This is a genomic window from Frankia sp. AiPa1 (genome assembly GCF_023243075.1).
GTDB lineage: Bacteria > Actinomycetota > Actinomycetes > Frankiales > Frankiaceae > Frankia.
The window spans coordinates 1-23,938 of record NZ_JALKFZ020000160.1; the positions used below are offsets into that span (position 1 = coordinate 1).

The following is a 23,938-nucleotide window of genomic DNA, read 5'->3' on the forward strand; positions in this document are numbered from 1 at the left end:
CCTCCCCACCGGCCACGGCCTCAACGCCGCCACCGGCGAGTACGTCGACCTCATCGCCACCGGCATCATCGACCCGGCCAAGGTCACCCGCTCGGCGCTGCAGAACGCCGCCTCCATCGCCGGGCTGTTCCTGACCACCGAGGCCGTCATCGCCGACAAGCCGGAGAAGAACCCGGCTCCCGCCGTTCCCGGCGGCGGCGGCGACATGGACTTCTGAGTCCGGGACGCCTCACTCACCGCTGAGGGGCAGGGCGGAACACCACCTGCCCCTCAGCGGTACAGCCCGAATCATGACGTCGAAAGGCGGCCCCGCACTTGGGCGGGGCCGCCTTTCGACGTTCCTGGCCGATCAGTCCGTGCTGCCCGGTCGCCAGGTTTAATTGCGCAGAAGCTACAGGTTTGCTACCTCCGCACTGAACTATGGACGAAAGACCCCCCAAGTGGGGTAAACAGTCCGTATCCAGCATGGATCACGCCGGACGCGATCAGGAAGTCCGAGAACACGCGGTGAACGGCCCCCAGCACCTCGATCAAGAACTCATGGTGGGGGCGGCCGACGCCGGTGCGCGGCTCCGGACGTCATCGACGCCATAGCGGCAGCGGTGGCCTGCCGCCGGATGTCGTCGGCCAGGTGCCAGACCGACATCGGGGCAGGTAAAGGGGCCTTCCACAGGCAATGGCCCGCCTCCGTGGACGGGAGGTTCCACGAAGGCGGGCCACCTCGGCCTGGGAGTGGACGAGCACTCGGGACGGAGCGCGCGCCAGGAGACACCCCCAAAGGCGACCTTGTGCCATGAATGCCCCGGCCGCCTGCGACGGAGGTCAAGTTACCATCGGGTAGTGCGGCCCACAAGAGTTTTATGTCACTTCTTTTCGACAATTTAGGGGTCGCTGATCGTTTAAAGTCGACGAATTACGCGACCCGGACAATTAGCGCGTCGGAGTTTCATCGAGGGGTGGCCCAACCGATAGTCGATGTGTCCCACGCAACTACACGGCCCGTGGATGCCGTCCGCCGGTGAGTGTTCCGGCCGGCCCCGCCCCGCCGACCGCCGACCCGGCCACCGGGCAGCACGGGCGCCCTACTCGGGGCTACCGGCCTCGTCGGGGATGTCATCGGCGTCGACGATCGTGTAGGCGTAGCCCTGCTCGGCGAGGAAACGCTGCCGGTGCGCGGCGTACTCCTGGTCGACGGTGTCGCGGGAGACGACGGTGTAGAAATGCGCGGAACGGCCGTCGGCCTTGGGACGCAGCACCCGGCCGAGGCGCTGCGCCTCCTCCTGACGGGAACCGAAGGTGCCCGAGACCTGCACGGCCACGCCGGCTTCGGGGAGGTCGATGGAGACGTTGGCAACCTTGGAGACCACCAGGGTCGTGATCTCCCCGGTGCGGAACGCCTCGAACAGGCGCTCCCGCTCCCGGGTGCGGGTGGAGCCCTGGATCACGGGCGCGTCCAGCATCTGGCCAAGCTCGTCGAGCTGGTCGAGGTACGCGCCGATCACCAGCACCCGGTCGCCGGCGTGCCGCTCGACCAGACGCCGCACCACGGCCCGTTTGCTGCGGGCCGTGGCGCACATCCGGTAGCGTTCCTCGGGCTCGGCGACGGCGTAGGCCATCCGCTCGTCGTCGGTGAGGGTGACCCGCACCTCGGTGCACTCGGCCGGGGCGATCCAGCCCTGCGACTCGATCTCCCGCCAGGGTGCGTCATAGCGTTTCGGGCCGATCAGGGAGAACACGTCGCCTTCCCGGCCGTCCTCCCGGACCAGAGTGGCGGTGAGGCCTAGCCGGCGCCGGGACTGGATGTCGGCGGTCATCCGGAAGACGGGCGCCGGCAGCAGGTGCACCTCGTCATAGATGATCAGCCCCCAGTCACGAGCCCCGAACAGGTCCAGGTGCAGGTACTCGCCCTTGCGACGAGCCGTCATCACCTGGTACGTGGCGATGGTGACCGGGCGGATCTCCTTGCGCTCGCCGGAGTACTCGCCGATTTCGTCCTCGGTCAGCGAGGTACGGCGCAGCAGCTCATGCCGCCACTGCCGGCCGGCCACCGTGTTCGTCACCAGGATGAGGGTCGTCGCTCCCGCCTGGGCCATCGCCGCGGCGCCGACGATGGTCTTGCCGGCGCCGGCGGGCAGCACGACCACTCCGGACCCGCCCTCCCAGAATCCGGCAACCGCGCCCTGCTGGTAGTCGCGCAGATTCCAGCCGTCCTCGACCAGGGCGATCGCGTGCCTCTCGCCGTCGACGTACCCGGCGAGGTCCTCGGCCGGCCAGCCGAGTTTGAGCAGCGCCTGCTTGAGCCGGCCGCGCTCGGAGGGATGCACGACGATGGTGTCCTCGTCGAGGCGCTCGCCGAGCATCGGCACGATCCGTTTGGCCCTGGCCACCTCGACCAGCACCGCCCGGTCGAACGCGCGCAGCACCAGGCCGTGCACCGGGTCGTTCTCCAGCCGCAGCCGGCCGTAGCGGTCCATCGTGTCGGCGACGTCGACCAGCAGGGCGTGCGGAACCGCATAGCGGGAGTGCCGGACGAGCGCGTCGACGACCTGCTCGGCGTCATGCCCGGCGGCGCGGGCGTTCCACAGCGCAAGCGGCGTGATCCGGTAGGTGTGCACGTGCTCCGGGGACCGCTCCAGCTCGGCGAACGGAGCGACCGCCGCACGCGCCTCCGCGGCACCTGGATGGTCGACCTCCAACAGGAGTGTCTTGTCCGACTGGACGATCAGAGGGCCGTCCGCCACTCGCCACCACCCTCTCGCACCGCTGCCTCACCCTGTCGCCTCGACGTACCGCCCCGAGCTGTGAGCTCGAACCGTGAGCTCGAGCTCACAGCGCGAAACTGTCAGCGCGAACTCACGGCGCGAACCCCGAGAGGCTCGAGGCGCATCAGCCATCACCGTGCTTCGACGGTACAGGCGACCTCCGACAAACCGCGTCAGCGCACCTCGTCCGCACCCGGTGGGTCGGTCGGAGCCGGGACCGCCCACTGCGCGGCAAGCGAGGACACCGCCGGTGAGGTCGCAGCCGGTGAGATCGCAGCCGGTGAGATCGCAGCCGGTGCGGTGGCCCCACCGTGGTCACCCAGTTCGGCGACGCCCGTGACACGGTGCAGCGCGAAGCGACGTGGCTGTTCCGTGAGCTCGTCCCAGGCCGTCAGCCAGCCGCCATCCAGCGTCGTCGGGCGCACGATCCGGTCCCGAGGCGTGCCCTGCTGATCGACGTACCCGAGCAGGATCCGCTGCCGGAGCCGGACAGCATCCTGCAACATCGTCAGAATGAGCGGGGCGGACCGGGTGAGCCCGAACCCGGCGATGTCCATGGTCCTGGCCGCCTGTACCGTACGCGCGCTCTCGTCCCCCCGGCGCACCAGACGCAGAACGTCGCGGGCCGCGGCGAGCCGACCGTCGACGACGTCACCGGAGGCGGGCCGGGCGCGGGCCGGGGTCCGGTGCGTGGGCGGGCGGCTGAGCAGCACCCTGCCGTCGGGGGCCTCGGCGACCGGCGCGTACCCAGCGCCCCGCAGCCCGGCCAGAAGCTCGTTCACCGGCAGCGACGAGATGACGATCGTCGGCGCGATCCGACGCAGCCCCAGAGCCTGCGTCGCCCGGCTGGCGACCACCTCGGTGAGCAGAGCGGAGTCGTCACAACGCAGGTAGCTCGCCGCCGGCCCGGACCTCATCCGGCCGTGCCGACGGGCGGTGTCGTCGATCAGATAGGTCAGCGCCTGCGGAATGCCGGTGCGCCCCCAGTGGGCGAGATCATCGTGAATGTCCTCAGCGGTCAGCCCCGAGTCGAACGCCCGGCGTAGTGAATCCTCAGTGAACCGATACACGGTGGCCGCCCCGACGGACTCGATGTCCGCCATCCGCGCGATCCGGGCGGCCGCCCGGGGCACCAGCGGTCCGGGCGCGACGGCGGTCAGGTCGGCCTGCAGGAGCAGCTCGTCCACCGGTTCGGGCAGCAGGGGGGCCAAGGCGTCCGCGAGCCGCTCACACAGGCCGGCGTCGCCGGCGGCAGGCCTGCCGGGCAGGTGTCCGGACCGCGCCGGATCCTGGTGTTCGATCTCGAGCTGGTCGATGATCACCCGGCCGACGGTGCTGGGCGCATGCCGTCCGGTGAGGCCGAGCAGCTCGGCCTCGGCCACCGTGCTGTCGACCATCCGGTCCAGGAACGTACCGGTGCGCCGGGGCGCCCGCCAGGCCAGCAGTGCGCGCAGCGACGCGCTACTTGGTGCCAACCCCGGCGGTGACGCCCCCAGCGCGCGCAGCACGTCGGCACGCAGTTCCCGGGCGATGCCTCGGCGCACGTCCGACGAGAGCGCGGCGATCTGGCGCCCCCGCTCATCCCGTTCACCGATCAGCCAGGCAGCGACCGGCGACCGCAGCCAGCTTTCGACGAGCAGCGCCCACCGGGCTTCCAGCGGCTCGGTGCACCAGCGGTCATACGCCGCCGTCGGCATGAACTGGACGTCGTTGCCGGTGGTGGCGTCGACGAGCCCGGCCGCCCAGGCAAGTTCGACGACGAAGGCGGCGACCCGCTCGTCGCTGTCGAGCAGGCGCGCGGTGGCCCGCAGGTCACGCACGCTCAACCCGCCGGTCCGCAGCGGGGTGAGCGGTGCCTCGCCCCAGGCCTCGACCAGGGTGCTGACCCAGCGGACCACCGTCCGCGCGGCGAGGGCAGCGGCCCCATCCGCGCTGGCGACGCCGATCTCGGTTCCCTCGGCCCTGGGCGGGAGGGGATGCAGCGGCCCGGCCGGTGTCTGCCCGCGCACCGCCAGGCCGACCTCGCGGGGAAGCTCGACGGTCTCGCCGTCGATCCCGATGATCAGGCCACGGGCCAGCAGCTCCTCGATCGGGGTCCGGGCCTTTTCCACGGGCAGAACGCGGTTCGCCGCGGTGGTGCTGCCCAGGGACGATTCGGCCGCCAACCGGTTCAGCAGTTCGCTGGCCCGGGGCGAGCAACGTTCGATCCAACCTCGGACTCGGGCCGGGTCGTCGAACAGCTCACCGATCGCATTGATCGGGTCCGTGCCCGCGGCGGCCGCAGTGCCCGCACGGTCCGCGGGGCCGCCGAGGGCTTCGAGCAGACGGGTGAGCTGCCCCTGCCGGTAGCTCGAGAGGCACTGCCGGATCGGCCGGCCCAGGCCCAGGGGTCGCCCACCGACCAGATCGACGGCCATGCCGACAACCCGCAGCGCGGTGTCATCCCCCCAGGCCAGGCCGAGTTCGCGCAGCCGGCGCACGGCGGGGGCGACCTGAGCGCCCCCGGCGAACGCGGTCAGCGCGGCGAGGGACACACCGGCGGGCAGGACGGTGAGCGCCTGGAGCACCTCGTGGACGAAGGTGTCGAGCCGGTCCACGACGCGGGTGACGCTGACCCGCACGTCCATGCGCGCCGCCAGGACGGCGAAGTCCGGCGGCGGCGGAGTGGCCAGATCTGGCCTGAGCAGGAAAAGCCGCATGACCATGTCATCCGGCTGCGCGCGAAGCCAGTCCGCCAGGGTCGCGGAACCGTTCTGCGCCTTGTCGACCGGCCTCGTCACTCTCAAGACGGTAGCTGGCGCCCGGCACACGCGGCGAAGCGCCGTCGCGACCTACCCCCGCCGCGCCGTTCTCCGGGCACGCCCGGCTGCGTCCCGGTGCGGCCGGGCCGCGGCCGGCGAGTGAACCGCCGACGAGGTGATCGTCAGCTCAGGTCGCCTCGCCGCCGAGCCCGCGCCCATTCCAAGGCTCAGGCGAGCGGATCCGATCTGGTCGAGAACCCAGCCGGAGCAGGTCTCCCACCGGAGCACGGCAATCGACGGATCGGGACCGCCGGGAACCCGCAGCACCGCGAAGGCCCAGTCCGGCGCGCCGGTGGAGGTGCGAATGCCCGTCACCCGCAGTTCGCCGGACGGGAGCAGCGGGCTGTCCAGCAGGGCAGCGGTGATCGCCTCCGCCTCCGCCACCGTGGCCGGACGGCCCGGCCCGTCGGCGAGCTCCACGCCGCCGGTCGTGGTGCGCGGTGTGCCCACCGGAGCTGGCCCCGCCCCGCCCCGGACGGGGACGCCGAGGGGCGCGTCGCCTGTCACCGCAAGCTCGGCGGCGGCCGCGGGTCTCGGACGCACGTGGCCTCCCTGGATGCCTCTGGCAGGTCGGGGCGCGCGTTCGGTCGGCCACTCGGACGCAGGGTGTGCACCGGAGGTGAGGAGCACGCGGGACGAGGCCGACGGAATGCGACAGACCTGCCAATACAGATTGGACACGCCGGAGCCGCCATCATGCAAGGGTTCCGCACCGCCCAAACGGACTATTTTCGGCCTGGCCCGCACAGCGGACGAGGACTCACCGGAAGCCCTCGGGTCGGACCAACCTGTGGGTTACCCCGATATTGCGTGGATGGCTCGCGCGATCGACCATAAGTCGACAATTGCCACAACAGGCGGCAACGGACGCAGCGGTGGCCTTCCCGCCTTATCCCGGGTTGCGCGGAACCGGTCCGGCCGCTGCCCGCGCGGTCATGCTGCCGTCCGGCCTCCGACGAGGCCGCCCGCGCGCGGAAACATGGCCACTCCTGGCCTTTGGCCGCGGATGCCATGGGGCTCTCCACCAGCCGGACGCCCGATCGGGCAGCCGGCTCGGGCGGACGGCTGCTCAGGGCCGGTCAACACGGTTCACGACAAAGGCGAGATGGTTCGCCCGTCCCCAGTCGGCGATCCGGGCCATCGCCCCGGCGTTACCGGGCAGCGCGAGCGTCCGTCCCAAAGAGACGCCGACGACGAGGACGACGGCCACCACCGCGGCCCGCATCACCAGAAGCATCGTGCGGCGCCTGGACTCCGCCGGCCCGACCCCACCCGCGCCGGTGCGACCGGGACCGGGACCGAGCAGAGGGAACCGCGCACCGCCGGACTCTGGACGGCCCGTCCGCGCGGCTTCGGCCCGCCTTTGTCCTGGCTGCCCCGGCTCACCATGACCGGATGCCGAGGTCTGTGGCCCAGGCCGTGCCGGCCGACCCGCATCGCCGATGTTCACCCCACGGCCCTCGGATCCGGAACGTCGGGTTTCGCGGCGCTCGGATCCGGGGCGTTCGACGCTGCCCGGACTTCCGCCCGGTCGGCCACGGCCCGGCGGTGCGGGGAACCGAGCATCGCGGGGGGATCGTGATCCCGCGCGTGGGGGGCCGGCGTGCGGCGGCGCGCTGGCGTCCCCACGGACGGCGGGAACAACTCCCGTGAAGCTGACCTGATCGAGCAACGGCTGCGCGGACGCGGCGGGTTCCCCGGACCCGGACCCGGACGCGTCCGGGCGCCGGGGCTGTGCGGCCGGTGGGATCGGCTGCTTGCTGGTAGCGCTGACCTTGTCCAGAAGTCCGGTAAGGCCAGGCCCCTCACCGGGCGTGCTCCGCCGAGAATCCCGGAGCCGCTTCGGAGCCACCGTGTGGTTTTCCACCCGAACAGGCGCGGGCAGCAGAGGAATGCCTCGTGCGCCCGCCGGGTTGGGCTGACTGGAAATCGTCAAGAAACGGGCGGCCCCGGAAATATCGGTCGGATCCTGTCCCTCTCGCCTGCCCACACTGGCGACGCCGATGGAGCCGACGGGGGCAGCCGGGGCGGCGGACCGGGACGGCGACTCGGGAGACCCGGCTGACGGGGCAGGTGCGGGCTCCTGCGACCGGTCGAACGGAATGACCTCTGCTCCGCCCGCGGTCGGGCTGCCGAATGCCACCGCGCGGAAGGCCTGCCGCCGCCCCTGCGCCTGCGAGCGCCCCGTCCCGCTGGACCGGCCCGTGCGCTCGGGCCGGGCCGGGCGGACGGGCCGGGCCGAGCGCGAGCGCACGGGGGGCACCTCCCGGCCAGGAGATGCCCGGGACGGCGCCGGCCCGGTCTCCATCTCCGCCGGATCCCATCCACCGGCCGCGTCGAACCGCCCATCCTGACCAGACCTGGCCGCTGGTCCCATCCGGCCAGCCTCCCCGGGAGCACGCCGGCCTGGATCGGAGCGCCCCCGGCCGGACCGCGCGGCGTCGCCCCGACGGGCGGGGCCGGCGTCGGAGTGCGGATCCAGGTCAGACGGGTAGTCGTGCGTCGCGAAGTGCGCGGGATCGCTGCCCCGGCGACCCATCGGACCACCTGAACGGGCAAGGGAACCGCCTGGGCGGGCTGCCGGGACTCCCGGCAGCACAGCGCGGTCGTCCGATCGCTCAGAGGGTATGCGCACCCGCCCGCCCGAGCCAGGCGGACGATCATCCGCCGCGCCGCGGTCCCGGTCCTCAGCGACCACCGCCCGCACCTTCCGCCTCCACGGCCCGACTCCGACCGATCTGTGCACGCCGCGCCGGCAACCATCGCGACGACGGGTTGACAGAGACCCTCATGACACCGATCGCCATCATCCGCCGTGATACACCTCAGACTAACTCCACTATCCACAAACTGGACAACCTGCGGCTTCTCCGAGCTGCCTGCAATCCGTGTCGCGACGCAATCGCGACGCGCGCAAACAGGCAGACCGGCCCGCCTCTAGATACCGATCGCAACCGCACGGACACGCCAACAGGCGGTTTCCGGCCGACTGGCCCTACTTCTTTCGGACCCGGCAGACCCGCTCGAGGACCAGTCCGCCAGCGAGGAGCACGACGGCGGCGGCCAGGCCCAGGCCAGCGGTGATCGCGTCACTCCCCGCGGAACCAAACTCGTCCGTACGCGGAATGGTGTAGCCGAGCGCCCCGGCCCAGCCGCCGGCAAGCGCGGCTCCGGTCATCGAGCTGGCCTTGGCGAAGGCGGCCAGTCGGGCGACGGTGAGGGGCAGGATCGGCCGGGTTCCCGGTCGTCTCTCCAGTCGATGACGGGTGTGCCCGGCGACCTGCAGCTCCAGCGCGCCGATGACGACCACCGACAGCGGCGCGGTCCGCGGTAGCGCGGGAATCGACCGGTACGCCCACCACAGCAGCAGGTAGGCGAGCGCCCCGAACCCGACGGCCACCAGAGCGAGGTCTCGACCCCGGGTCGGGTTCACGAGGATGTCCGCGCCGGGTCGGCGCCACGCAGTCCGTCGGGGAGCCGCCGCAGTCCGGCGAGCTCCCCCTCCCGGGTCATGCGGGCAACGAGTTCAGCCACCGGACCATGCCCCGGCAGGACGGCGTCCGGCTCGACGTCCAGCCAGGGCACACAGACGAAGGCCCGCAGATGCGCGCGTGGATGCGGGATGAGGATCTCTGGATCTTCGCTGCGCACCGCGCCGAGCGCGATGATGTCGACGTCAAGTGTGCGGGGACCCCAGCGCACCTCGCGGACCCGGCGGGCTTCCTGTTCCGTCGCCCTGGCGGCGCCGAGCAGGTCGTACGGTCCGACCGGGGCCACGAGCACGACCGCGTTGAGGTAGTCGTCCTGAGCCGGCCCGCCGACCGGAACGGTCTCGTACACCGGCGAGCAGGCGAGCACGCCCAGCAGCCGGTCGAGCCGATCGACCGCCTCGCGGAGCAACGCCCAGCGGTCACCGAGATTGGAACCGAGGGCCAGCACCGCATGGCTGGGCCCGGCCGGCAGACTGGGCCCAGCCATGCGGTGCTCGGGCGCCGCACCTTCACCGTCAGGCGTCATCGATCATTCACCGTCGCAAACGCAATCGGATGTTCCTTCACCCGGACCGCTCGGGAGTCCCGCGGCGGCCGAGGTCGCAGTGGCCCGCGGCCGAGACGACGGGCAGCCGGTCCCGGGCGACGGTCACGGCCACATCGCCAAAGACGAGCGGGATCGGCGCCGCCGGTTTGTGCACGGTGACCTCGGCGCGGATCACTCGCGGCGGTCGCAGGCAGGCGTCGACGAGCCGGAGCGCGAGCGTCTCGATCAGGTTCGCCGGTGGACCGGCGACGATGGCGGCGAGCTCCTCGGCCAGCTCGCCGTAGTGAACGGTCAGGGTGACGTCGTCGTCGCGCGCCGCGGCGGTCATGTCCAACCAGATCACCGCGTCCACGATGAACTCCTGCCCGAGCTCCCGCTCGGCGGGTAGGACGCCGTGCTGGCCGCGGACCCGCAGGCCACGCAGTGTGATCCGGTCTGGGTACGAACCGGCCGGATCCGAGGCTTTCGCCGTCGAAGATCCAGCCGCTGGGGACGCCGCTATCGGGGATGCGGTCATCGCGAGGACCACCGTACCTTCTGGCCGCCGAGCGACCGTCGCCGGGAGCGCACCGGATCCGTGGGCGCGTCGGCCGGCCTGGCGGGCGCGGCGACGGAATCGGCCGAACCGGCCACGCCGTTGGTGCCCGCCACGCCGTTGGTACCGGGGACGGCCGTGCTGCCGGAGCTGTTGGGCGCGCGGGCGCCGGAGGCAGCGCGGGTGCTGGATCCGGCGGTGTCCGCCGCGGCGCCTGCGGCCGACGCCGCGGTGTCGAAGGCGGCGGGTTCGGCTCGGGCGGGGTGCGGTGCGCCGCGCTTCCAGGCACGCACCACCCGGACGGCATCCGCAGCCGGGCGGACGGCGTGCACCCGCACGCCCCATACCCCGGCGGCGGCCAGCAGCGTGGTGGTGGCCTGCGTGGCGTCGTCGCGTGCGTCGCTCGGGCGCGGGCCGTCCTCGCCATCGGCGAGCACCGCACCGAGGAACGACTTGCGGGACGTGCCGACAAGCAGCGGACGGCCGAAAGCCGCGAACGCGTCGAGCCGCCCGAGCAGCGCCCAGCTGTGCGCGGAGGTCTTGGCGAACCCGATGCCGGGGTCGAGGATCACCCGTTCCCTGGCGATCCCGGCGGCGATGACGGCCTCGAGCCGGGCGTCGAGCTCCGCCACCACCTCGGTGACGACGTCGCCGTAGACAGCCCGTTCGGTCATGGTGGCGCTTGGTCCGCGGGCGTGCATGAGCACGTAGTACACGCCGCGATCGGCCACGAGGTCCAGCAGATCCGGGTCCTGGCCGCCGGAGACGTCGTTGACCAGCACGGCGCCGGCGTCGACCGCGGCGGCGGCCACCGACACCCGGGTCGTGTCGACGCTGACCCGCACTCCTGCCGAGGCAAGCTCGGCGACGACCGGTAGCACCCGACGCATCTCCTCGGACGCGAGCACCCGGGACGCACCGGGCCGGGTCGACTCACCGCCCACGTCGACGAGATCGGCGCCTTCGGCGACCATCCGCAGCCCGGCCCGCACCGCGTCGAGAGGGTCGCGGAAGGTGCCGCCGTCGGAGAACGAGTCAGGCGTCACGTTGACCACGCCCATGACCCGGGTGAGTTCACTCGGCCGGAAGAGTTCCTCCACGCCCGCGGTCATGCGGTCCGCTCCACGCCCGGGTCGGCCGCCGGGCCGCGCCGGTAGGAGTAGCGGTAAACCGGTCGGAAGCCGAGCTCGGCGTACAGCCGCCTGGCCACGGTGCTGACCTCCTCCACCTGCAGATAGGCCTGGGTGATGTCCCGGGCGGCCGCCCAGCTCGCGAGCGAGGCGACGATCCGGCGGGCCGCACCCTGTCCGCGCGCCGCGGGCAGGGTCGCCATGCTGTAGATGCCCAGCCAGCGGCCATCCGCGACACCTCGGCCGACGGCCACCGGCACGCCGTCGATGGACGCCGTCACGTAGGTCGTGGGCAGCGAGAGGTCCCTGAGGACCGCCAGGGTGCCATCCCGCTGGGCGCCGAAGGTGGCCAGCACCTGCCCGGCGACCCGCAGCCAGTCGTCATCGGGAACGCCGCAGGACGCCACGCCCAGCGCGGATCGCGACAGGGACCCGTCGGCCCAGATGAGGGCGTCCACCGACGCGGCGCAGACATCGGTCGGGCCCGTGTCGTCGTAGCCGGCGGCGTCGAGCGCGGCCGGCAGTCCGGCGGGGCGGCTGACCGGGGTCAGCTGGAACATGGGCGGCAGCCCGGCCTCGGCATAGAAGCCGGCGACTGCCGCGAGCGCGGCGGGCAGGTCCGACACGTCGCCGTGGGCCCAGACCGAGTTGCCGCGCCGGGACGCTCCCGCCGAGGCCCGCAGGGTCCAGCCGCCAAGCTCGGCGGCATGCAACGGCGGCCAGGCCCGATGGGCGATCAGCTCGAGCTCGCGGGCGAGCGCGGCCTCAGCGCCGATGAGGCCGTCGCGGGGAGCGACGAGCGGATCAGCGAGACCGGACTGCGCACCAGCACCGGAGCTCCGGTCGCCGGAGGCGCCCTTATCGGACATGCGCCACCCCGACCAGACGGGAGGCCCGGGACGGTCCGGGCGGACCGGCCGCCGCGAGCGGTCCGGGCACCGTGGACCGGCCGCCAGGCCGGCGCCCTCGGCGCGTCAGGCAGGTCAGGAGGAACCGCTGGGCCGGGTCAGCCACCATGCCGAGGCTACCGATCCGGGCGACGGGATGACCGGCGATCTCGCACCTGTGGACAACCGCCGCGCCCACCTCCGGGCAGCTATGACCCAATGACATAGTTTCAGGTTTATTGCTGGCTGGTTCCCGTTTTGTCCCAGAGCGTGGGCTGTATCGGGGCCGGGCCGGCGCGCCACCGACGGACACCGGTGGCACATTCCCGCGCCATCCGCACAAGCCTTCCGTCGCCTGGACCCCTCAGGCCGCGAGTTCGTTCGTCCGTGTGCCCCACGACCGGATCAACCACGGTGCGCCGACCGGCGATCCCTGACCCACCAGTCAAGATCAGCCCAGGAAACCCGCGAGAAACACCACGTAGAGCCACGATGGCGAGCGACTTTCGCCTGACACGTAATCACCCTTCGACGCAGGACGGCTTCTACTATCGAGCGAGGATCCGGTAGTGCGGGGACGGGCCGGAGAAGTCCGGCTCATCCGTGCGAACCACCGACGGCAGCGTCGCTGCCGGTGGTTCGCCATCCGGACGACGGTGATGCCCGTCACCGATCGGGTGATGATCGCTCTACCGGACATGCGGATGTTCTGCCGGCGACCGGGCCTCGGACGCCGGCACGGCATCCGAGCGGTCTGGGCCGTCGCCATCGTCGCCGACGGACCGGAGGGTCTGCCGCAATGCGTGGTCTTACCGTGCGCCAGTTTCGCGTCACCCCTCGCAGCAGGCCGGCCCTCCCGCTACGTTGTCGGCACGGTCACTGACCGTGGTTGTATCGGAAGGAAGGACGCGCGGCATGCCGCAGTCGAGCGGATCCTCGCCGGAGCCTGATCCCCGGGGCGAGGGCTCCGAGAACGGGATCCCGGGTCCGGCCGGCCGAGCCGGCGCTCCCGCGGCCCGACCGGCATTCGGCGAGTCGGTCCTCATCCCACCGGCACGCACGCCGCCGGACGATCGTCCGGAGGACTACCCCATGGAGCCACCGCCCCCACCTCCCCCGTCCTGCGCGGCGCCCGCCCGGCACCCGTACGCGGTCGCCTTCGCCGGATTCGCCTCCCGCTCCGCGCTCGCCGTTCCCGCGCTGCTCCCCGCGATCGGAGGGTCGGACGTCGGGGACGTAGCCAGCCCGCCGGTGCGCGGTGCCCCTGTGCCCCTGCTGACCGAGCGACGCCACGCCTACCGGTATGCCGGTGCGACGATGATGACCGCCATCCTGGCCGAGGGTCAGATCATGGAGGTCTCCGACGTCCTCGCCGCCAGCCCGATCCAACTGGCGCTGGAGCGCGCCGAGGAGATGCTCGGCGATCTGCTCGCCGCGCACGAGCGGACGCCGCCCGCGCACATCCTGGCCCAGACCGAACGCCTGCGCCGCGGGCTCGAGCGGCTGACCCGCCGTTCCATGCCCGGGGGCGACGCCCGCCGCCGCGACCTGTTCACCGGGCGGGTGGCGGTCCTCGGCGCCGACGCGGCGTTCAAGCTCGGCGACATCACCACCGCTCGATCCCTGGCCACGCTGGGTTTCCAGGCCGGTCAGGAGCTTGGCGAGGGCGCGCTGTGCGGCTCGGCTCGGGAAGTCGCCGCCGCGGGCGAGTTCCACGCCGGCCGCCCGGACGAGGCCTTGCGGCTGGCCCGCGACGGCCTGGGACGCGTCGCCGACGGCCCGGTGCGGGCCCGACTGGTCTGCCAGTCGGCGCGGGCCCTGGCCGGCATCGGCGACGTTCGCGGCGCGGCGCAGGCGCTGGACGAGGCCTACGACCTGGCTGATCTCATTCCGCCCGACCAGTGGGGACGACCGGGGCCGGCGTTCGAGACCTTCCATCCCGTGGAGGTGCCGTACAACGCGACGACGGCGCTGTGTCTGCTCGGACGGCCACGGGCAGCCGAGCAGCACGCGGAACTGGCGCTGCCGAAGCTCGACGCGATGGAGGCTCCGGGCTTCCGCTCGGTGATCCGACTCGACCTCGCCGTGGCCCTCGCCCGGCAGGGCCGGCTCGAGCTCGAGCGGGTGTGCGCGCTCGCCGCCGAGGCGATCCAGATCTCCTGGGGACGGACCGTCACGTCCGTCTCGCGTCGAGCGGATCAGCTGCTGGCGGCCACCCGACCGCACAGCGAGGTCCGCGAGGTCCGCGACCTGGCGCTGATGGTCCGGGAATGGCAGCGTTCCGCCGCCGACCAGCGGCCGGCACCGGGCGCGGTCACGGCGCCGAGCCTGATGCTCTGACCCAAATCCGCCAGTACCAAGGGTGCGATTGATCGTGTAGGTGCCGGGCGGGAACCCGGCCGGGGCGTAGCCGGACACCCGCAACCACACGCTGGCCCGGGTGATCTCGGACGCGGGCTGGCGGGACCCGCGGACCATGCTGGCTGGTGAAGCAGGAAACCCCCCGGCCAGGAGGAAGGGAACCCCCGCCGTTCACGACGGGGACGACGGGGACGACGGGGACGACGTCAAGGGAAGCCGGAAACAGGCGGCGAGACCAAGGGCCCACGCCGCGCCGAGCAGGTAGCCGGCCACGACATCCGACAGGTAGTGGACGCCCAGCCCCACCCGGGCGAATCCGGTGAGCGCGACCACCGCCGCGCACCCGCACCACAGGGCCGGACGCGCCGCCCGCCCGGTCAGCACGCGGATCGCGACCAGCAGCACGACTGCCGCGACCAGAACCCCGAACGCGTGGCCGGAGGGAAAGCTGAACCCGGCGGCACGGACGCCCGGATCACTGTCCGGTGGCCGTGGTCGGCGGACAATCTCCTTGCCCATCCGGACAAGGAGACCACCCCCCTCCACCGCCACCAGCACGAAGGTGACAAGCCGCCGGGCGGTATCCGGATCGCCGACTCCAGCCCCCCGCACTCCCCGCGCGCGCCACCACAGCCAGGTGGCCGCAACAACCGCGAGCACCCGCCACACGTTCGGCGCGCACACCGCGCTCACCACCACCAGGAAATGCTCCCAGCCGCTGTGCCGGGTGGTCATCCGAACCACAGTGGTGACGACGTCGGCGTCGCCGCGGGTCAGGGGAGACCACGACACCTGGACCGCGATCGCCAGCGGCAGCGGCGCGAGGGCGAACAGGCCGGCCACAAGGGCCGCCCGGACCCGCGCGGGGCCGCCGGTTCGCGCCGCTGTCACCATCGTGGCGTTCCTGCCTTCCCGGGTTCCTGTCCGTGTGCGGGTCTCCTGCCCACCTTCGGCGCTGCCCACCTCGGAGCACCCGGCCGGCCCAGCCCGCGGTAGGCCGCCGATTCCAGGCCATCCGGTCCGTGCGGCCCGGCCAAACGCGTGTCATTCTGGTCAAAATCGTTGGCCAGCCGGCGAACCACGGCCCAGTGCCGAGCGGTCCCGGTCCATCGTGTTCACTGCGAGGGATCGACCACTCGCGCCCGGTCGCCAGATCGCTCCGGCCGTACGGCTCACGCCGACCGATGGGAGGGCACCCCGTGAACAGCGTGGAGGGACCTGCCCCGTCGGACGGCCTGTCGCCGGATCGTCGACAGAGCTCCGCCCGAGTGCCGGACGTCGGCCTGGGACGGAGGCCGCAGGTGAACGGCGACGGCCGCGACCTCGGCGGCATTCGGGTGAGCGATGTCGGTGACGAGCGCCCGCAGCTGCCCGGTCGCCGGCCAGCCGACCATCCATCCGGCCCGACGCGGACCTCGGCAGACCCGCGTTTCGCCTGGTTCATCGACCCACCGCCGCACGAGGGCATGCAGGCCGGGCCGGCCGCCCCGCGCCACCAGCCCACTCACCACGCGGTCGGCCACAGCCAGGTCGGCGGCGGACCGGCCGGTAGCCAGGCGGGCCAGGGCGCGAGCGCTGCCGTTCTCGCCGGTCAGGGCTGGTCGGTAGGGGGCGCCATCCAACCAGGGGGCGCGAACACGGGCGCCCGAGCCAGCTGGCCATCGACCCCCACACCGCGGGAGGACGGCATGGAACTGCCCGCGGGCATGGCGCTGCCGGCGGGCATGAGACCACCGCCGGTCCTGGCATCTCCCCCGGCTATCGCGCCACCACCAGCCATGGCCTCACCGGTGACCGCGGCTCCGACCTCCGCGCCAGCCCCGCCGCCGGCATGGGAGGTCGGTGTCGGCCCGGACGCGAACGGCACGTATCCGGCCTGGGCCTCGCCGGATACGTTCCCGGCCGCGTCGGTCGACCCCCGGCTGCCACCCGCGCCGTCCGCGCCACCCCCGCCGTCCGCGCCCTCGCCCATCGCACGGGACTCCTGGTATCCGGACTCGGCTTCGCCGACAGGGACGGTCCCCGGAGCGCATCCCCTCGCGCCAGCGATCAACCGCTCCACTGGTCCGGGGGTCGTGCCACCGGCGTACAACAACTACCGCCCGTCCACCGTGTACCCCGCACCGCCGCCAGCGCCCACCGGGGAACCGGCCCCCGGCGATCCCGGTACCCGTCTGATCCGAGCACGCCCCGCCAGCGGCCGGGTGCCCTCGTGGTTGCGGGATCCCGAGCCGCGTACTCCCGAGCCGGGTGCTCCCGGCTCCCCCGGCCCGCCCCCGGCGGGCAGCTCAGCAGACTCTGCCGACTCACGCCCAGATCGCCGCCGCCGGATCGTGCCACGGGGCATGCTCAGCCCCGGTCCGACCCAGGTGCCCAGACCCGGTCACACGTCCCCGCCGCCCACACCACCCCAGCCACCACCGCATGACGTGCCGTACCCGCACGACCGGCCGTATCCGGACGGCAGGCCCCATCCGGACGACAAGGCGATTCACGTCAACGAACCGTTCCAGGTCAGAACCCTCCTGGACGGACCTTTCCAGGACAGATCGCTCCCGGCCAATGCTCCGTTCCAGGAGGACGCGCCGTTCCAGGACGAAGCGCCGTTCCAGGATGGCGGGCCGTTCGACGGTGGCCAGCGGGATGGATCGGTCGAGCAGTCGTTCTCGAGCAACGGATTGCCGTCACGCAGCGCGGTGCGCTCGGGCGACGGACCATACCCGGGAGATGGGGGGTACCCCGGCAGCCGGACGTACCCAGGCGCCCCGAGCGGTGGCGGTACGCAGCCGGGACCAGCCGGTCAGCTCTACCCCGGCTATCTGCCACAGCCGCCACCCGCGGCTCAGCCCGAGCCGCACCATCAGCAGTCCTATCCCGACTACCTGCCGGTCCCGAACGGCCACCGGCGCTCGCCCGGCGGGCAGCCGGACGGCCTCCAGTCCGTTGGCGGGGAGCCCGCCGACACACAGGGCATCCTCATGTCGGGCGCCGGCCGGTGGCGGTCCCGCGGTGCGCCGTCAGACCCACTCGCCGACCCGCCGGGACACCACCTGCCCGTCGCCCATCGGGACGCCCGCCACCCCCTGACCGGACCGGGCGGCGGCCGGCATCGGCATCGGGCCGCCGCAGCGCCCCGCCAGGACCATCCGGCGCCCCGCCAGGACCAAGAGGCGCCGCGGGACCGGTCTGGACCAGGCTCCAGCCACGCCGCGCCCGGCAGCCCCGCATCCGGCGCCTACCCGCCCTACCCGGACGACCGGCCTGCTCGGCGCGCCGACACCCACTCCCCGCGCGGAGCCTGGTCGGACGACCGAGACCACGCCTGGCAGCCAGGACCGCCGAACCCGGGCCACCAGTCCGCCGCGGCATCCCTGCCGGTCACGGCATATCACCCCGGTCTCGACCACCGTCCGGAACCGGCCTACACCGAGAGCACGGCCTACAGCGACCCTGACGCGGCCTATGGCGACCGGGTCGCGGACCACCGCGACGGGCTCCCCGACACTGGCGACGACGTCTCGGCCTACGGCGAGGCAGATCCGCTCCACAGCACGTCGTCCTCGGGCGGCGGCGCGGACCACGCGGAGCTCGCCGCATACCCGGAGCAGCAGGCTTTTCAGGACCAGCCGGGTCACCAGATCCCGACCGGCCCGCGGCCGGACGCCGACCAGCCGCGGCTGGCCAGTGCTCTGCTCCCCGCGCCGCCGCAGACGGCGTCGAGGGGCTGGCGCAAGCTGATTTACCAGGTGTCGGCCGGGGCGGTGAACCCCGGGCCGTCGGCGAACGAGGTCCGGGACCGTCGGCTCGAGGCCCGCATCCGCACGCCGTTGCGGGACTGCCACCGGATCGCGGTGCTGTCCCTCAAGGGCAGGGTCGGCAAGACCACGGTGACGGTCGCGGTCGGCTCGACACTTGCCAGCCTGCGCGGCGACCGGGTGGTGGCGATCGACGCGAACCCGGACCGGGGGACCCTGAGCTCGAAGGTGCAGCGCACATCCCCGCACACCGTGCGGGAACTGCTCGCCGACGCTCCACACCTGCACCGCTACATGGACGTCAGCAAATACCTGTCCCAGGCCGATTCCCGTCTGGAGGTACTCGCCTCGACGAACGACCCGGAGCTGTCCGACAGCTTCGGCGAGCCCGAGTACCGGGCCGTCGACGACCTGCTCCAGCGGCACTACTCGATCCTGCTCACCGACTGCGGGACCAGCATCCTGCACAGCGCCATGCACGGCGTGCTGGAGATGGCCGACACCCTGGTGATCGTCAGCAGTGCGACGACGGATGGCGGCTCCAGCGCGAGCGCCACGCTGGACTGGCTGGAGGCCCACGGGTACGCCGCCCAGGTCCGCGAGGCCGTCGCGGTGATCTCGATGTTTCCGGCGACAACCCATCGGGTCGATGTCAGCCGACTCACCCGCCACTTCGAGGGTCGGACCCGCCGGGTGATCCAGGTCCCCTTCGACCCGCACCTGGCCGCCGGTGGCCGGATCGTCCTCGCGGACCTGCGCAGGGAGACGCGGGATGCGTACCGGGAGATCGCCGGCGCCGTGGCGGAGCGGTTCGGTCAGGAAGCCGGCCGCGGCTGACCCGCCGGCCCGTCGCCCGGGGCGGCGCCGCAGGGCCTGATGGGTGGTGATGGGCCTGATGGGTGTGACGGCCTGGTGGGTGGTGATGGCCTGGTGGCATCGCCGTGCGTGGCATCGGACGTGACACGCTCAGCGGGCGAGTGCCACGACCGCGGCGCGCACGCCGGGGCGGCGCAGCTGACGGGCGATGGTCGTCCGCCCCTCGATCAGCCGGGTGAACAGGCCGAACGTGCCGGGGCTGGACAGCAGCGCGTGCATCACCACGGGACGGCGAGTGAAGGCGGCGAGCACCTCGGCGCCGGCGACCATCTCCGGGCCGAGGATCCGTTCGACCTTGGCGGGATAGCCATCCAGCGCCGTCAACCCAGCCGATCCAGCCGATCCGGCCCCTCGCTGCGCGGCGACGGCCGCGACGGCGGCCTCTCCGGCCAGCCGACCCGAACGCAGCGCGAACGAGATGCCCTCCCGGGTCCAGGGGTCGAGCAGACCTGCGGCGTCCCCGGCGACGAGCACCCGGCCCCGGCGTAGCGGCGATCCGGCCGCCCGGACCCGGGTCAGATGCCCCGAATCGTGCTCGCGGGGAGCGTCGGTGAGCCCCAGTCGCTCGACGAGCCGGCGGTAGTAGCCACGCAGCTCCCCGCCCCGCGACCGGTCACCTATCACTCCGACGGTCAGCACCCGGCCTTTCGGGAAAACCCAGCCGTACGAGCCGGGAACCGGCCCCCAGTCCAGCAGCATCCGCCCGGCCCACCGGTCGGCCACCGCCCGCTCGACGACGAACTCCCCCTCCAGGCCGACGTCCACCTGGTCGCAGTGCACCCCGACGTAGGTGCCACACCGCCCGGACGTCCCGTCCGCGCCGATGACGACCCGGGCCCGCAGATCCCGCCCGTCGCGCACCCGCACGGCCACGAAGCCGCCATCGGCTGCGGATTCCTCGAGGCCCAGCACCTGCACCCCGGTCCGGACCGACGCACCGGCCGTCTGTGCCGCGGCGAGCAGGGCGGCGTCCAGCTCGCTGCGCATCACCATCGACAGCCACGGGTGCGCGTCCCGGCGGTGGCGGCTGACCTCGTACCGGCCGTCCAGCGTGATGGTCAGCTCGCTGACCGTCGACCGGACGAGCCCGGACAGGTCGATGCCGACGTGGTCGGTCGACAGCCCCACCAGGCCGCCGCCACAGGTCTTGTAACGCGGCATCGCCGACCGTTCGAGCACACAGACCCGCGCGCCCCCCGCGGCAGCCGCCCGGGCCGCGCCGCTGCCCGCGGGGCCGGCGCCGACGACAAGCACGTCGTAGATCTCCGCGGCGCCGGCCAGCTGCGCGGCATCGGCGATCTCGGCAGAGCCGGCCACCTTGCCGGAGCCGGGCACCAAGGCGTCGGACACCGCACCGGGATCGGCCATCTCGTCAGCGCAGCGTGAGGCTGCGGCCCACGAGGCCGGCACGGATCCGCCGCTGCGACGCGTCGAGCGGGGTCGGGTCGGTGAGCGCCTCGCGGTAGGCGGACAGCAGCCGGGCGGCCGGCTCCTCGCAGGCCGCCGCCTCGGTGCCGGGAGCCAGATCCCAGACCGGGACGACCAGGCCGTCGGCCCGGAAGAAGCCGACGAACCGGGAACCGGGACCCATGGTCAGCCGGTCCGCGACCGCCAGCCGGGCGAGCGCGTCCAGCAGGGCCTCCTCCGAGGCGGCCACGTCGGCGGCGGTGAACTCCGCGCCGCCCGCCGCGCCGGCTGGGCCTGGCGCCCCTTCGCTCGCCACGTCGGCGAGCGAACCGGCATCGCCCGCCGGCGCGGCGAGCGGCAGGGACCAGCGCAGATGCCAGCGCTCACCGGGATGGCACCAGTAGGCGGCCGGGACGGTGGAGAGCCGAACGGTGGGCGCCACGGTGGCATTGGCCCGCTCGAGCATCGCCGCCGCCTCCTGGGTGGAGGTGTTCCCATCCTTCCCGTCCGACGAGGGCAGCCACCAGCCGAACCCGTCGTGAACCGTGATCTTCAGGGGCGCCGGGTCCAGGACGTCGACGAGCCCAGGCAGCGCCGCGAGGCCGCCGGCCTGCTGGTCGACGAGCAGGGGTGAGGACACGGCCGGGGCATCGATCACGCTGCCCGGTTTGGCGTCGAGCGCGGCGAGCAGCGCGCCGGCGATGTCCCGGGACGCGTCCAGGCCGGGCACGGCCGTCTGCATCGCGACCAGGATCTCGCCGTCGTCGCGGACCAGCGCCGGCGCCGCCTGGGGCAGCATCGTGCCGAGAACGATGCGATGGTCGGCGTGCTCGGGATGCGCGGCGAGGTGGGCCGCCGACAACCGCAACGGCGCCGTCGCGCTCGGCACCAGTTCCCGCAACGCCACGAGGTCCGGTTCGTCCCGGCGGCCGAGGAACGGCCGCAGCACGGGGGCCGGTCGGCCACGGCCGCCGTGGCAGGCCTTGTAACGACGCCCCGACCCGCACGGGCAGGGTTCCCGCGGACCGACCGCCGCGATCGCCCCGTCGGCGAGCGGCTGTGCCCTGGGCTGGCCGCGGTCGATCATGCCGACACCGGCGGCGGGACTGGCTGCGGAGGCGGAGGGCCGGGCGGAGCCGGCTCCCGGGCGCTGGGGGGCGGTTCGGCGTGCGATCGCGGTCTCCTGGGGTGGTTCGGGACGGGCGGCACCGGAAGGACACCGGCTCAGGTAAGGCTAGGCCATCGCCGCAGCCGGGCACGCGACGCGGGCCACGGTGATTCCCGCGCCGCGGCTGCGGCGCCCGGCAGCGAGCCCATATCGATCGCAAGGGAAAACCCCTTGCCGGGGCGCGAGTTGTCCCACGCTGATGTCACCTTACAAAGGCGGTCGCCGGGGCGGACAGGCACGATGATGGTCATGCTGATCGAGGCGGCCACCGATCAGGACGGACAATCGGGCGGGCCCAGCATGAGATCGAGTACGACGGCTGGCCGGGCAGAACGATCTGCCCGGGACAACCGACTGCCGGGCACAACGGCGTGCCGGGCAGGACAGCGGGACGGCGGGTGGGGCAAAACCGCTGGCAGAACAGGAAAGGCAGCCAATCCGGGCACGTGGTCGAGCGTGCGTAGTAGAGCGTGATAATGGGGGGGATAGGTGGCAAAGGTCCTCGTCGCCGGCGGGGGAATTGCGGGAATCGCCTGCGCCGGCGTGCTTCAGGCCGCCGGGGTCACGGTGCGGGTCCACGATCGCGGCCGGGTGATCGGCGGCCGGATGGCCTCCCGCTGGATCGATGGCCGGGTCCTCGACTCGGGCGCGTCCTATTTCACCGTGACCTCTCCCCAGTTCGCCGAGGTCGTCGCGGACTGGACCACGCGCGGGGCCGCGCGCCCCTGGACCAGCCGCATGGCGGTGCTGCGTGGCCGCGACCGCACCCTGGTGGCCGGGGCACCTGGCCCGATGCGCTACGCCGCGCCGGCGGGCCTGCGTTCCCTGGTCGCGGACCTCGCGTCCCGCAGCGGGATCCACGTGACCCAGGGGGCGCCGATCGCCCGGATCACGCCCGGACCGTGTGTCGACGGTGAACCCGTGGACGTCGCGGTGCTCGCCATGCCCGATCCGCAGGCCGTCCGGCATCTCGACGGGGCGTTGGTCACCGAGCGCGCGATGGTGGTCGACCGACCATGGTCGCCGGCGCTGACCCTGCTCGCCGGCTGGTCGCACCGGTGCTGGGCACCGCTCGACGGCGCGTTCGTGCAGGACGACGACACCCTGACCTGGATCGCCGACGACGGTCGCCGCCGGGGTGACCAGGCGCCGGTCCTCGTCGCCCATTCCACTGCCGACTACGCCCGGCCACGGCTCGCCGAACCCGCGGCGGCGGGGCCCGGCCTGCTCGCGGCCCTGCGGCGTCTGCTGGCAATCGGCGACGAGCCCCAATGGGTGTACGTGCAGCGCTGGCCGTTCGCCCAGGCGCAGCGGCTGCACGAGCGTCCGTTCTTTCTGTCGGACAACGGGATCGGCCTGGCCGGGGACGCCTGGGGCCGCCAGTCGAAGATCGAGAATGCCTGGCTTTCCGGCACCGCCCTGGGCCATGCGATCGTCGAACGGCTCGGCTGACCCGCGTCCCCGCCCGGCATCCCGCACCTGTGTGACCAAGACCCGACAAATGTCCGACGAGCTGGTTCGATTGATCTCGCCGCGGGGGGGTACACCTGCCGGCATGGAGATCAAACTTACTCTGTCGTTGCCGCGCGATGAGATCTCCATTCCGGTCGCTCGAAGAATCTGCACGCAATCACTGAAAGTTCTCGGCGTCATCGGTGAATGCATCGACGACGTTGAGCTTGCGTTGACAGAAGCCTGCGCGAATGTGCTCCTGCATGCCCAGATCGAAGACGAGTACGAGGTTTCGGTGGGTGTGGACAACGAGGTAGCGGTCATTGAGGTGAGCGACCGCGGTGAGGGTTTCGAGGCGGGCGTCGACCTCGAGCGTCTCGGCGCGGCCGGCGACGGACTGGCCCCGGAAAGCGTTCCCGAACAAGGCCGGGGGATCTTCCTGATGCGGGCGCTGATGGACCAGGTTCAGTTCGACCGGGTGGAGGGCCCGCACCGGGGCACCCGCGTGCATCTGGAAAAGGCGTTGGCGTGGGAGGACAGCGCCCCCGGTGCCCGGCTGAGTCGGCCGCGTTCTCCGCTGGGCCCATGGGGCACCACCGTTCCCGCCGCTGCCGGCAGCGGCACTCACAGCATCACGGGCACTCACAGCATCACGGCGAGTTCTCCGGGTCCAGCCCAGGCCCCCGCCTCCTCGCCCCTCTCGCCGCCGTCGTACCTGTCCTCGGCAGAGGAGGCCGCTGACGGACCCCCCGTCTGATCGCTCGCC

Annotated in this window: 17 protein-coding genes and 1 pseudogene; 5 read left to right on the forward strand and 13 right to left on the reverse strand. The window is 72.8% G+C overall.

Features of this window, described 5'->3' with window-relative positions; all coding sequences use genetic code 11:
* On the forward strand, positions 1 to 217 hold a 217-nt coding region (locus tag MXD95_RS18125), incomplete at its 5' end, for a TCP-1/cpn60 chaperonin family protein (protein WP_285223671.1).
* An 865-nt stretch (positions 218 to 1,082) separates the two neighbouring features.
* Here MXD95_RS18125 and MXD95_RS18130 read toward each other — a convergent pair.
* From MXD95_RS18130 to MXD95_RS18170, 10 genes and pseudogenes are all read right to left on the reverse strand, one after another.
* On the reverse strand, positions 1,083 to 2,741 hold the full coding sequence (locus MXD95_RS18130) for a DNA repair helicase XPB (protein ID WP_250641845.1): 1,659 nt from the start codon (positions 2,739 to 2,741) through the stop codon (positions 1,083 to 1,085).
* 27 nt (positions 2,742 to 2,768) lie between these two features.
* Positions 2,769 to 3,035: pseudogene (locus MXD95_RS29360) on the reverse strand (hypothetical protein); the annotation flags it as partial.
* Positions 2,936 to 5,548: a helicase-associated domain-containing protein gene (locus MXD95_RS18135; protein WP_250641846.1), complete on the reverse strand. Its 2,613-nt coding sequence runs from the start codon at positions 5,546 to 5,548 to the stop codon at positions 2,936 to 2,938. The pseudogene MXD95_RS29360 and the gene MXD95_RS18135, both read right to left, overlap by 100 nt.
* A gap of 45 nt (positions 5,549 to 5,593) precedes the next feature.
* The gene (locus tag MXD95_RS18140) at positions 5,594 to 6,106 is read right to left on the reverse strand and encodes a hypothetical protein (protein ID WP_250641847.1); all 513 of its coding nucleotides are present in this window, start codon (positions 6,104 to 6,106) and stop codon (positions 5,594 to 5,596) included.
* Between the two features lie 526 nt (positions 6,107 to 6,632).
* A complete protein-coding gene (locus MXD95_RS18145; protein ID WP_250641848.1) occupies positions 6,633 to 6,800 on the reverse strand; it encodes a hypothetical protein in 168 nt (55 codons plus the stop codon).
* A 1,758-nt stretch (positions 6,801 to 8,558) separates the two neighbouring features.
* Complete coding sequence (locus tag MXD95_RS18150; RefSeq protein WP_250641849.1) at positions 8,559 to 8,996, reverse strand: DUF3180 domain-containing protein; 438 nt, start codon at positions 8,994 to 8,996, stop codon at positions 8,559 to 8,561.
* Positions 8,993 to 9,541 carry a 2-amino-4-hydroxy-6-hydroxymethyldihydropteridine diphosphokinase gene (gene folK / locus MXD95_RS18155; protein ID WP_250641850.1) on the reverse strand — a complete coding sequence of 183 codons (549 nt, stop codon included), beginning with the start codon at positions 9,539 to 9,541 and terminating at the stop codon, positions 8,993 to 8,995. The genes MXD95_RS18150 and folK overlap by 4 nt, the downstream gene beginning before the upstream one ends.
* A gap of 76 nt (positions 9,542 to 9,617) precedes the next feature.
* The gene (gene folB / locus MXD95_RS18160; RefSeq protein WP_250641851.1) at positions 9,618 to 10,118 is read right to left on the reverse strand and encodes a dihydroneopterin aldolase; all 501 of its coding nucleotides are present in this window, start codon (positions 10,116 to 10,118) and stop codon (positions 9,618 to 9,620) included.
* Complete coding sequence (gene folP, locus MXD95_RS18165; RefSeq protein ID WP_250641852.1) at positions 10,115 to 11,248, reverse strand: dihydropteroate synthase; 1,134 nt, start codon at positions 11,246 to 11,248, stop codon at positions 10,115 to 10,117. The genes folB and folP overlap by 4 nt, the downstream gene beginning before the upstream one ends.
* Positions 11,245 to 12,135, reverse strand: coding sequence for a GNAT family N-acetyltransferase (locus tag MXD95_RS18170; protein WP_250641853.1), 891 nt, complete (start codon positions 12,133 to 12,135; stop codon positions 11,245 to 11,247). The genes folP and MXD95_RS18170 overlap by 4 nt, the downstream gene beginning before the upstream one ends.
* A 933-nt stretch (positions 12,136 to 13,068) precedes the next feature.
* Between MXD95_RS18170 and MXD95_RS18175 the strand changes: the two genes are divergently transcribed.
* Complete coding sequence (locus MXD95_RS18175; RefSeq protein WP_250641854.1) at positions 13,069 to 14,493, forward strand: NsdA family TPR-like regulatory protein; 1,425 nt, start codon at positions 13,069 to 13,071, stop codon at positions 14,491 to 14,493.
* Positions 14,494 to 14,685: 192 nt separating this feature from the next.
* On the opposite strand, the gene MXD95_RS18180 is transcribed toward MXD95_RS18175, so the two are convergent.
* Complete coding sequence (locus MXD95_RS18180) at positions 14,686 to 15,408, reverse strand: phosphatase PAP2 family protein (protein WP_250641855.1); 723 nt, start codon at positions 15,406 to 15,408, stop codon at positions 14,686 to 14,688.
* Between the two features lie 407 nt (positions 15,409 to 15,815).
* On the opposite strand from MXD95_RS18180, the gene MXD95_RS28990 reads away from it, so the two are divergent.
* A complete protein-coding gene (locus MXD95_RS28990; RefSeq protein WP_250641856.1) occupies positions 15,816 to 19,106 on the forward strand; it encodes a nucleotide-binding protein in 3,291 nt (1,096 codons plus the stop codon).
* Positions 19,107 to 19,235: 129 nt separating this feature from the next.
* Here MXD95_RS28990 and MXD95_RS18190 read toward each other — a convergent pair whose 3' ends face one another.
* Together MXD95_RS18190 and MXD95_RS18195 are read right to left on the reverse strand one after the other, a co-directional pair.
* Positions 19,236 to 20,426 (reverse strand): geranylgeranyl reductase family protein, encoded by a 1,191-nt coding sequence (locus MXD95_RS18190; protein ID WP_250641891.1) that lies wholly within the window; start codon positions 20,424 to 20,426, stop codon positions 19,236 to 19,238.
* 91 nt (positions 20,427 to 20,517) lie between these two features.
* Positions 20,518 to 21,639: a DUF5926 family protein gene (locus MXD95_RS18195; protein WP_250641857.1), complete on the reverse strand. Its 1,122-nt coding sequence runs from the start codon at positions 21,637 to 21,639 to the stop codon at positions 20,518 to 20,520.
* A 570-nt stretch (positions 21,640 to 22,209) separates the two neighbouring features.
* On the opposite strand from MXD95_RS18195, the gene MXD95_RS18200 reads away from it, so the two are divergent.
* Positions 22,210 to 23,172 (forward strand): NAD(P)/FAD-dependent oxidoreductase, encoded by a 963-nt coding sequence (locus MXD95_RS18200; RefSeq protein WP_250641858.1) that lies wholly within the window; start codon positions 22,210 to 22,212, stop codon positions 23,170 to 23,172.
* A 49-nt stretch (positions 23,173 to 23,221) separates the two neighbouring features.
* Positions 23,222 to 23,929, forward strand: coding sequence for an ATP-binding protein (locus MXD95_RS18205; protein ID WP_250641859.1), 708 nt, complete (start codon positions 23,222 to 23,224; stop codon positions 23,927 to 23,929).
* Positions 23,930 to 23,938 lie beyond the last annotated feature (9 nt).

Excerpts from the sequence above, each read along its gene's own strand:
- MXD95_RS18145 (WP_250641848.1), bottom strand. The coding sequence starts at position 6,800 with ATGCTTCTGGTGATGCGGGCCGCGGTGGTGGCCGTCGTCCTCGTCGTC.
- folK (WP_250641850.1), bottom strand. The coding sequence starts at position 9,541 with ATGGCTGGGCCCAGTCTGCCGGCCGGGCCCAGCCATGCGGTGCTGGCC.
- folB (WP_250641851.1), bottom strand. The coding sequence starts at position 10,118 with ATGACCGCATCCCCGATAGCGGCGTCCCCAGCGGCTGGATCTTCGACG.
- folP (WP_250641852.1), bottom strand. The coding sequence starts at position 11,248 with ATGACCGCGGGCGTGGAGGAACTCTTCCGGCCGAGTGAACTCACCCGG.
- MXD95_RS18170 (WP_250641853.1), bottom strand. The coding sequence starts at position 12,135 with ATGTCCGATAAGGGCGCCTCCGGCGACCGGAGCTCCGGTGCTGGTGCG.
- MXD95_RS18175 (WP_250641854.1), top strand. The coding sequence starts at position 13,069 with ATGCCGCAGTCGAGCGGATCCTCGCCGGAGCCTGATCCCCGGGGCGAG.
- MXD95_RS18180 (WP_250641855.1), bottom strand. The coding sequence starts at position 15,408 with ATGGTGACAGCGGCGCGAACCGGCGGCCCCGCGCGGGTCCGGGCGGCC.
- MXD95_RS18195 (WP_250641857.1), bottom strand. The coding sequence starts at position 21,639 with ATGATCGACCGCGGCCAGCCCAGGGCACAGCCGCTCGCCGACGGGGCG.
- MXD95_RS18205 (WP_250641859.1), top strand. The coding sequence starts at position 23,222 with ATGTCCGACGAGCTGGTTCGATTGATCTCGCCGCGGGGGGGTACACCT.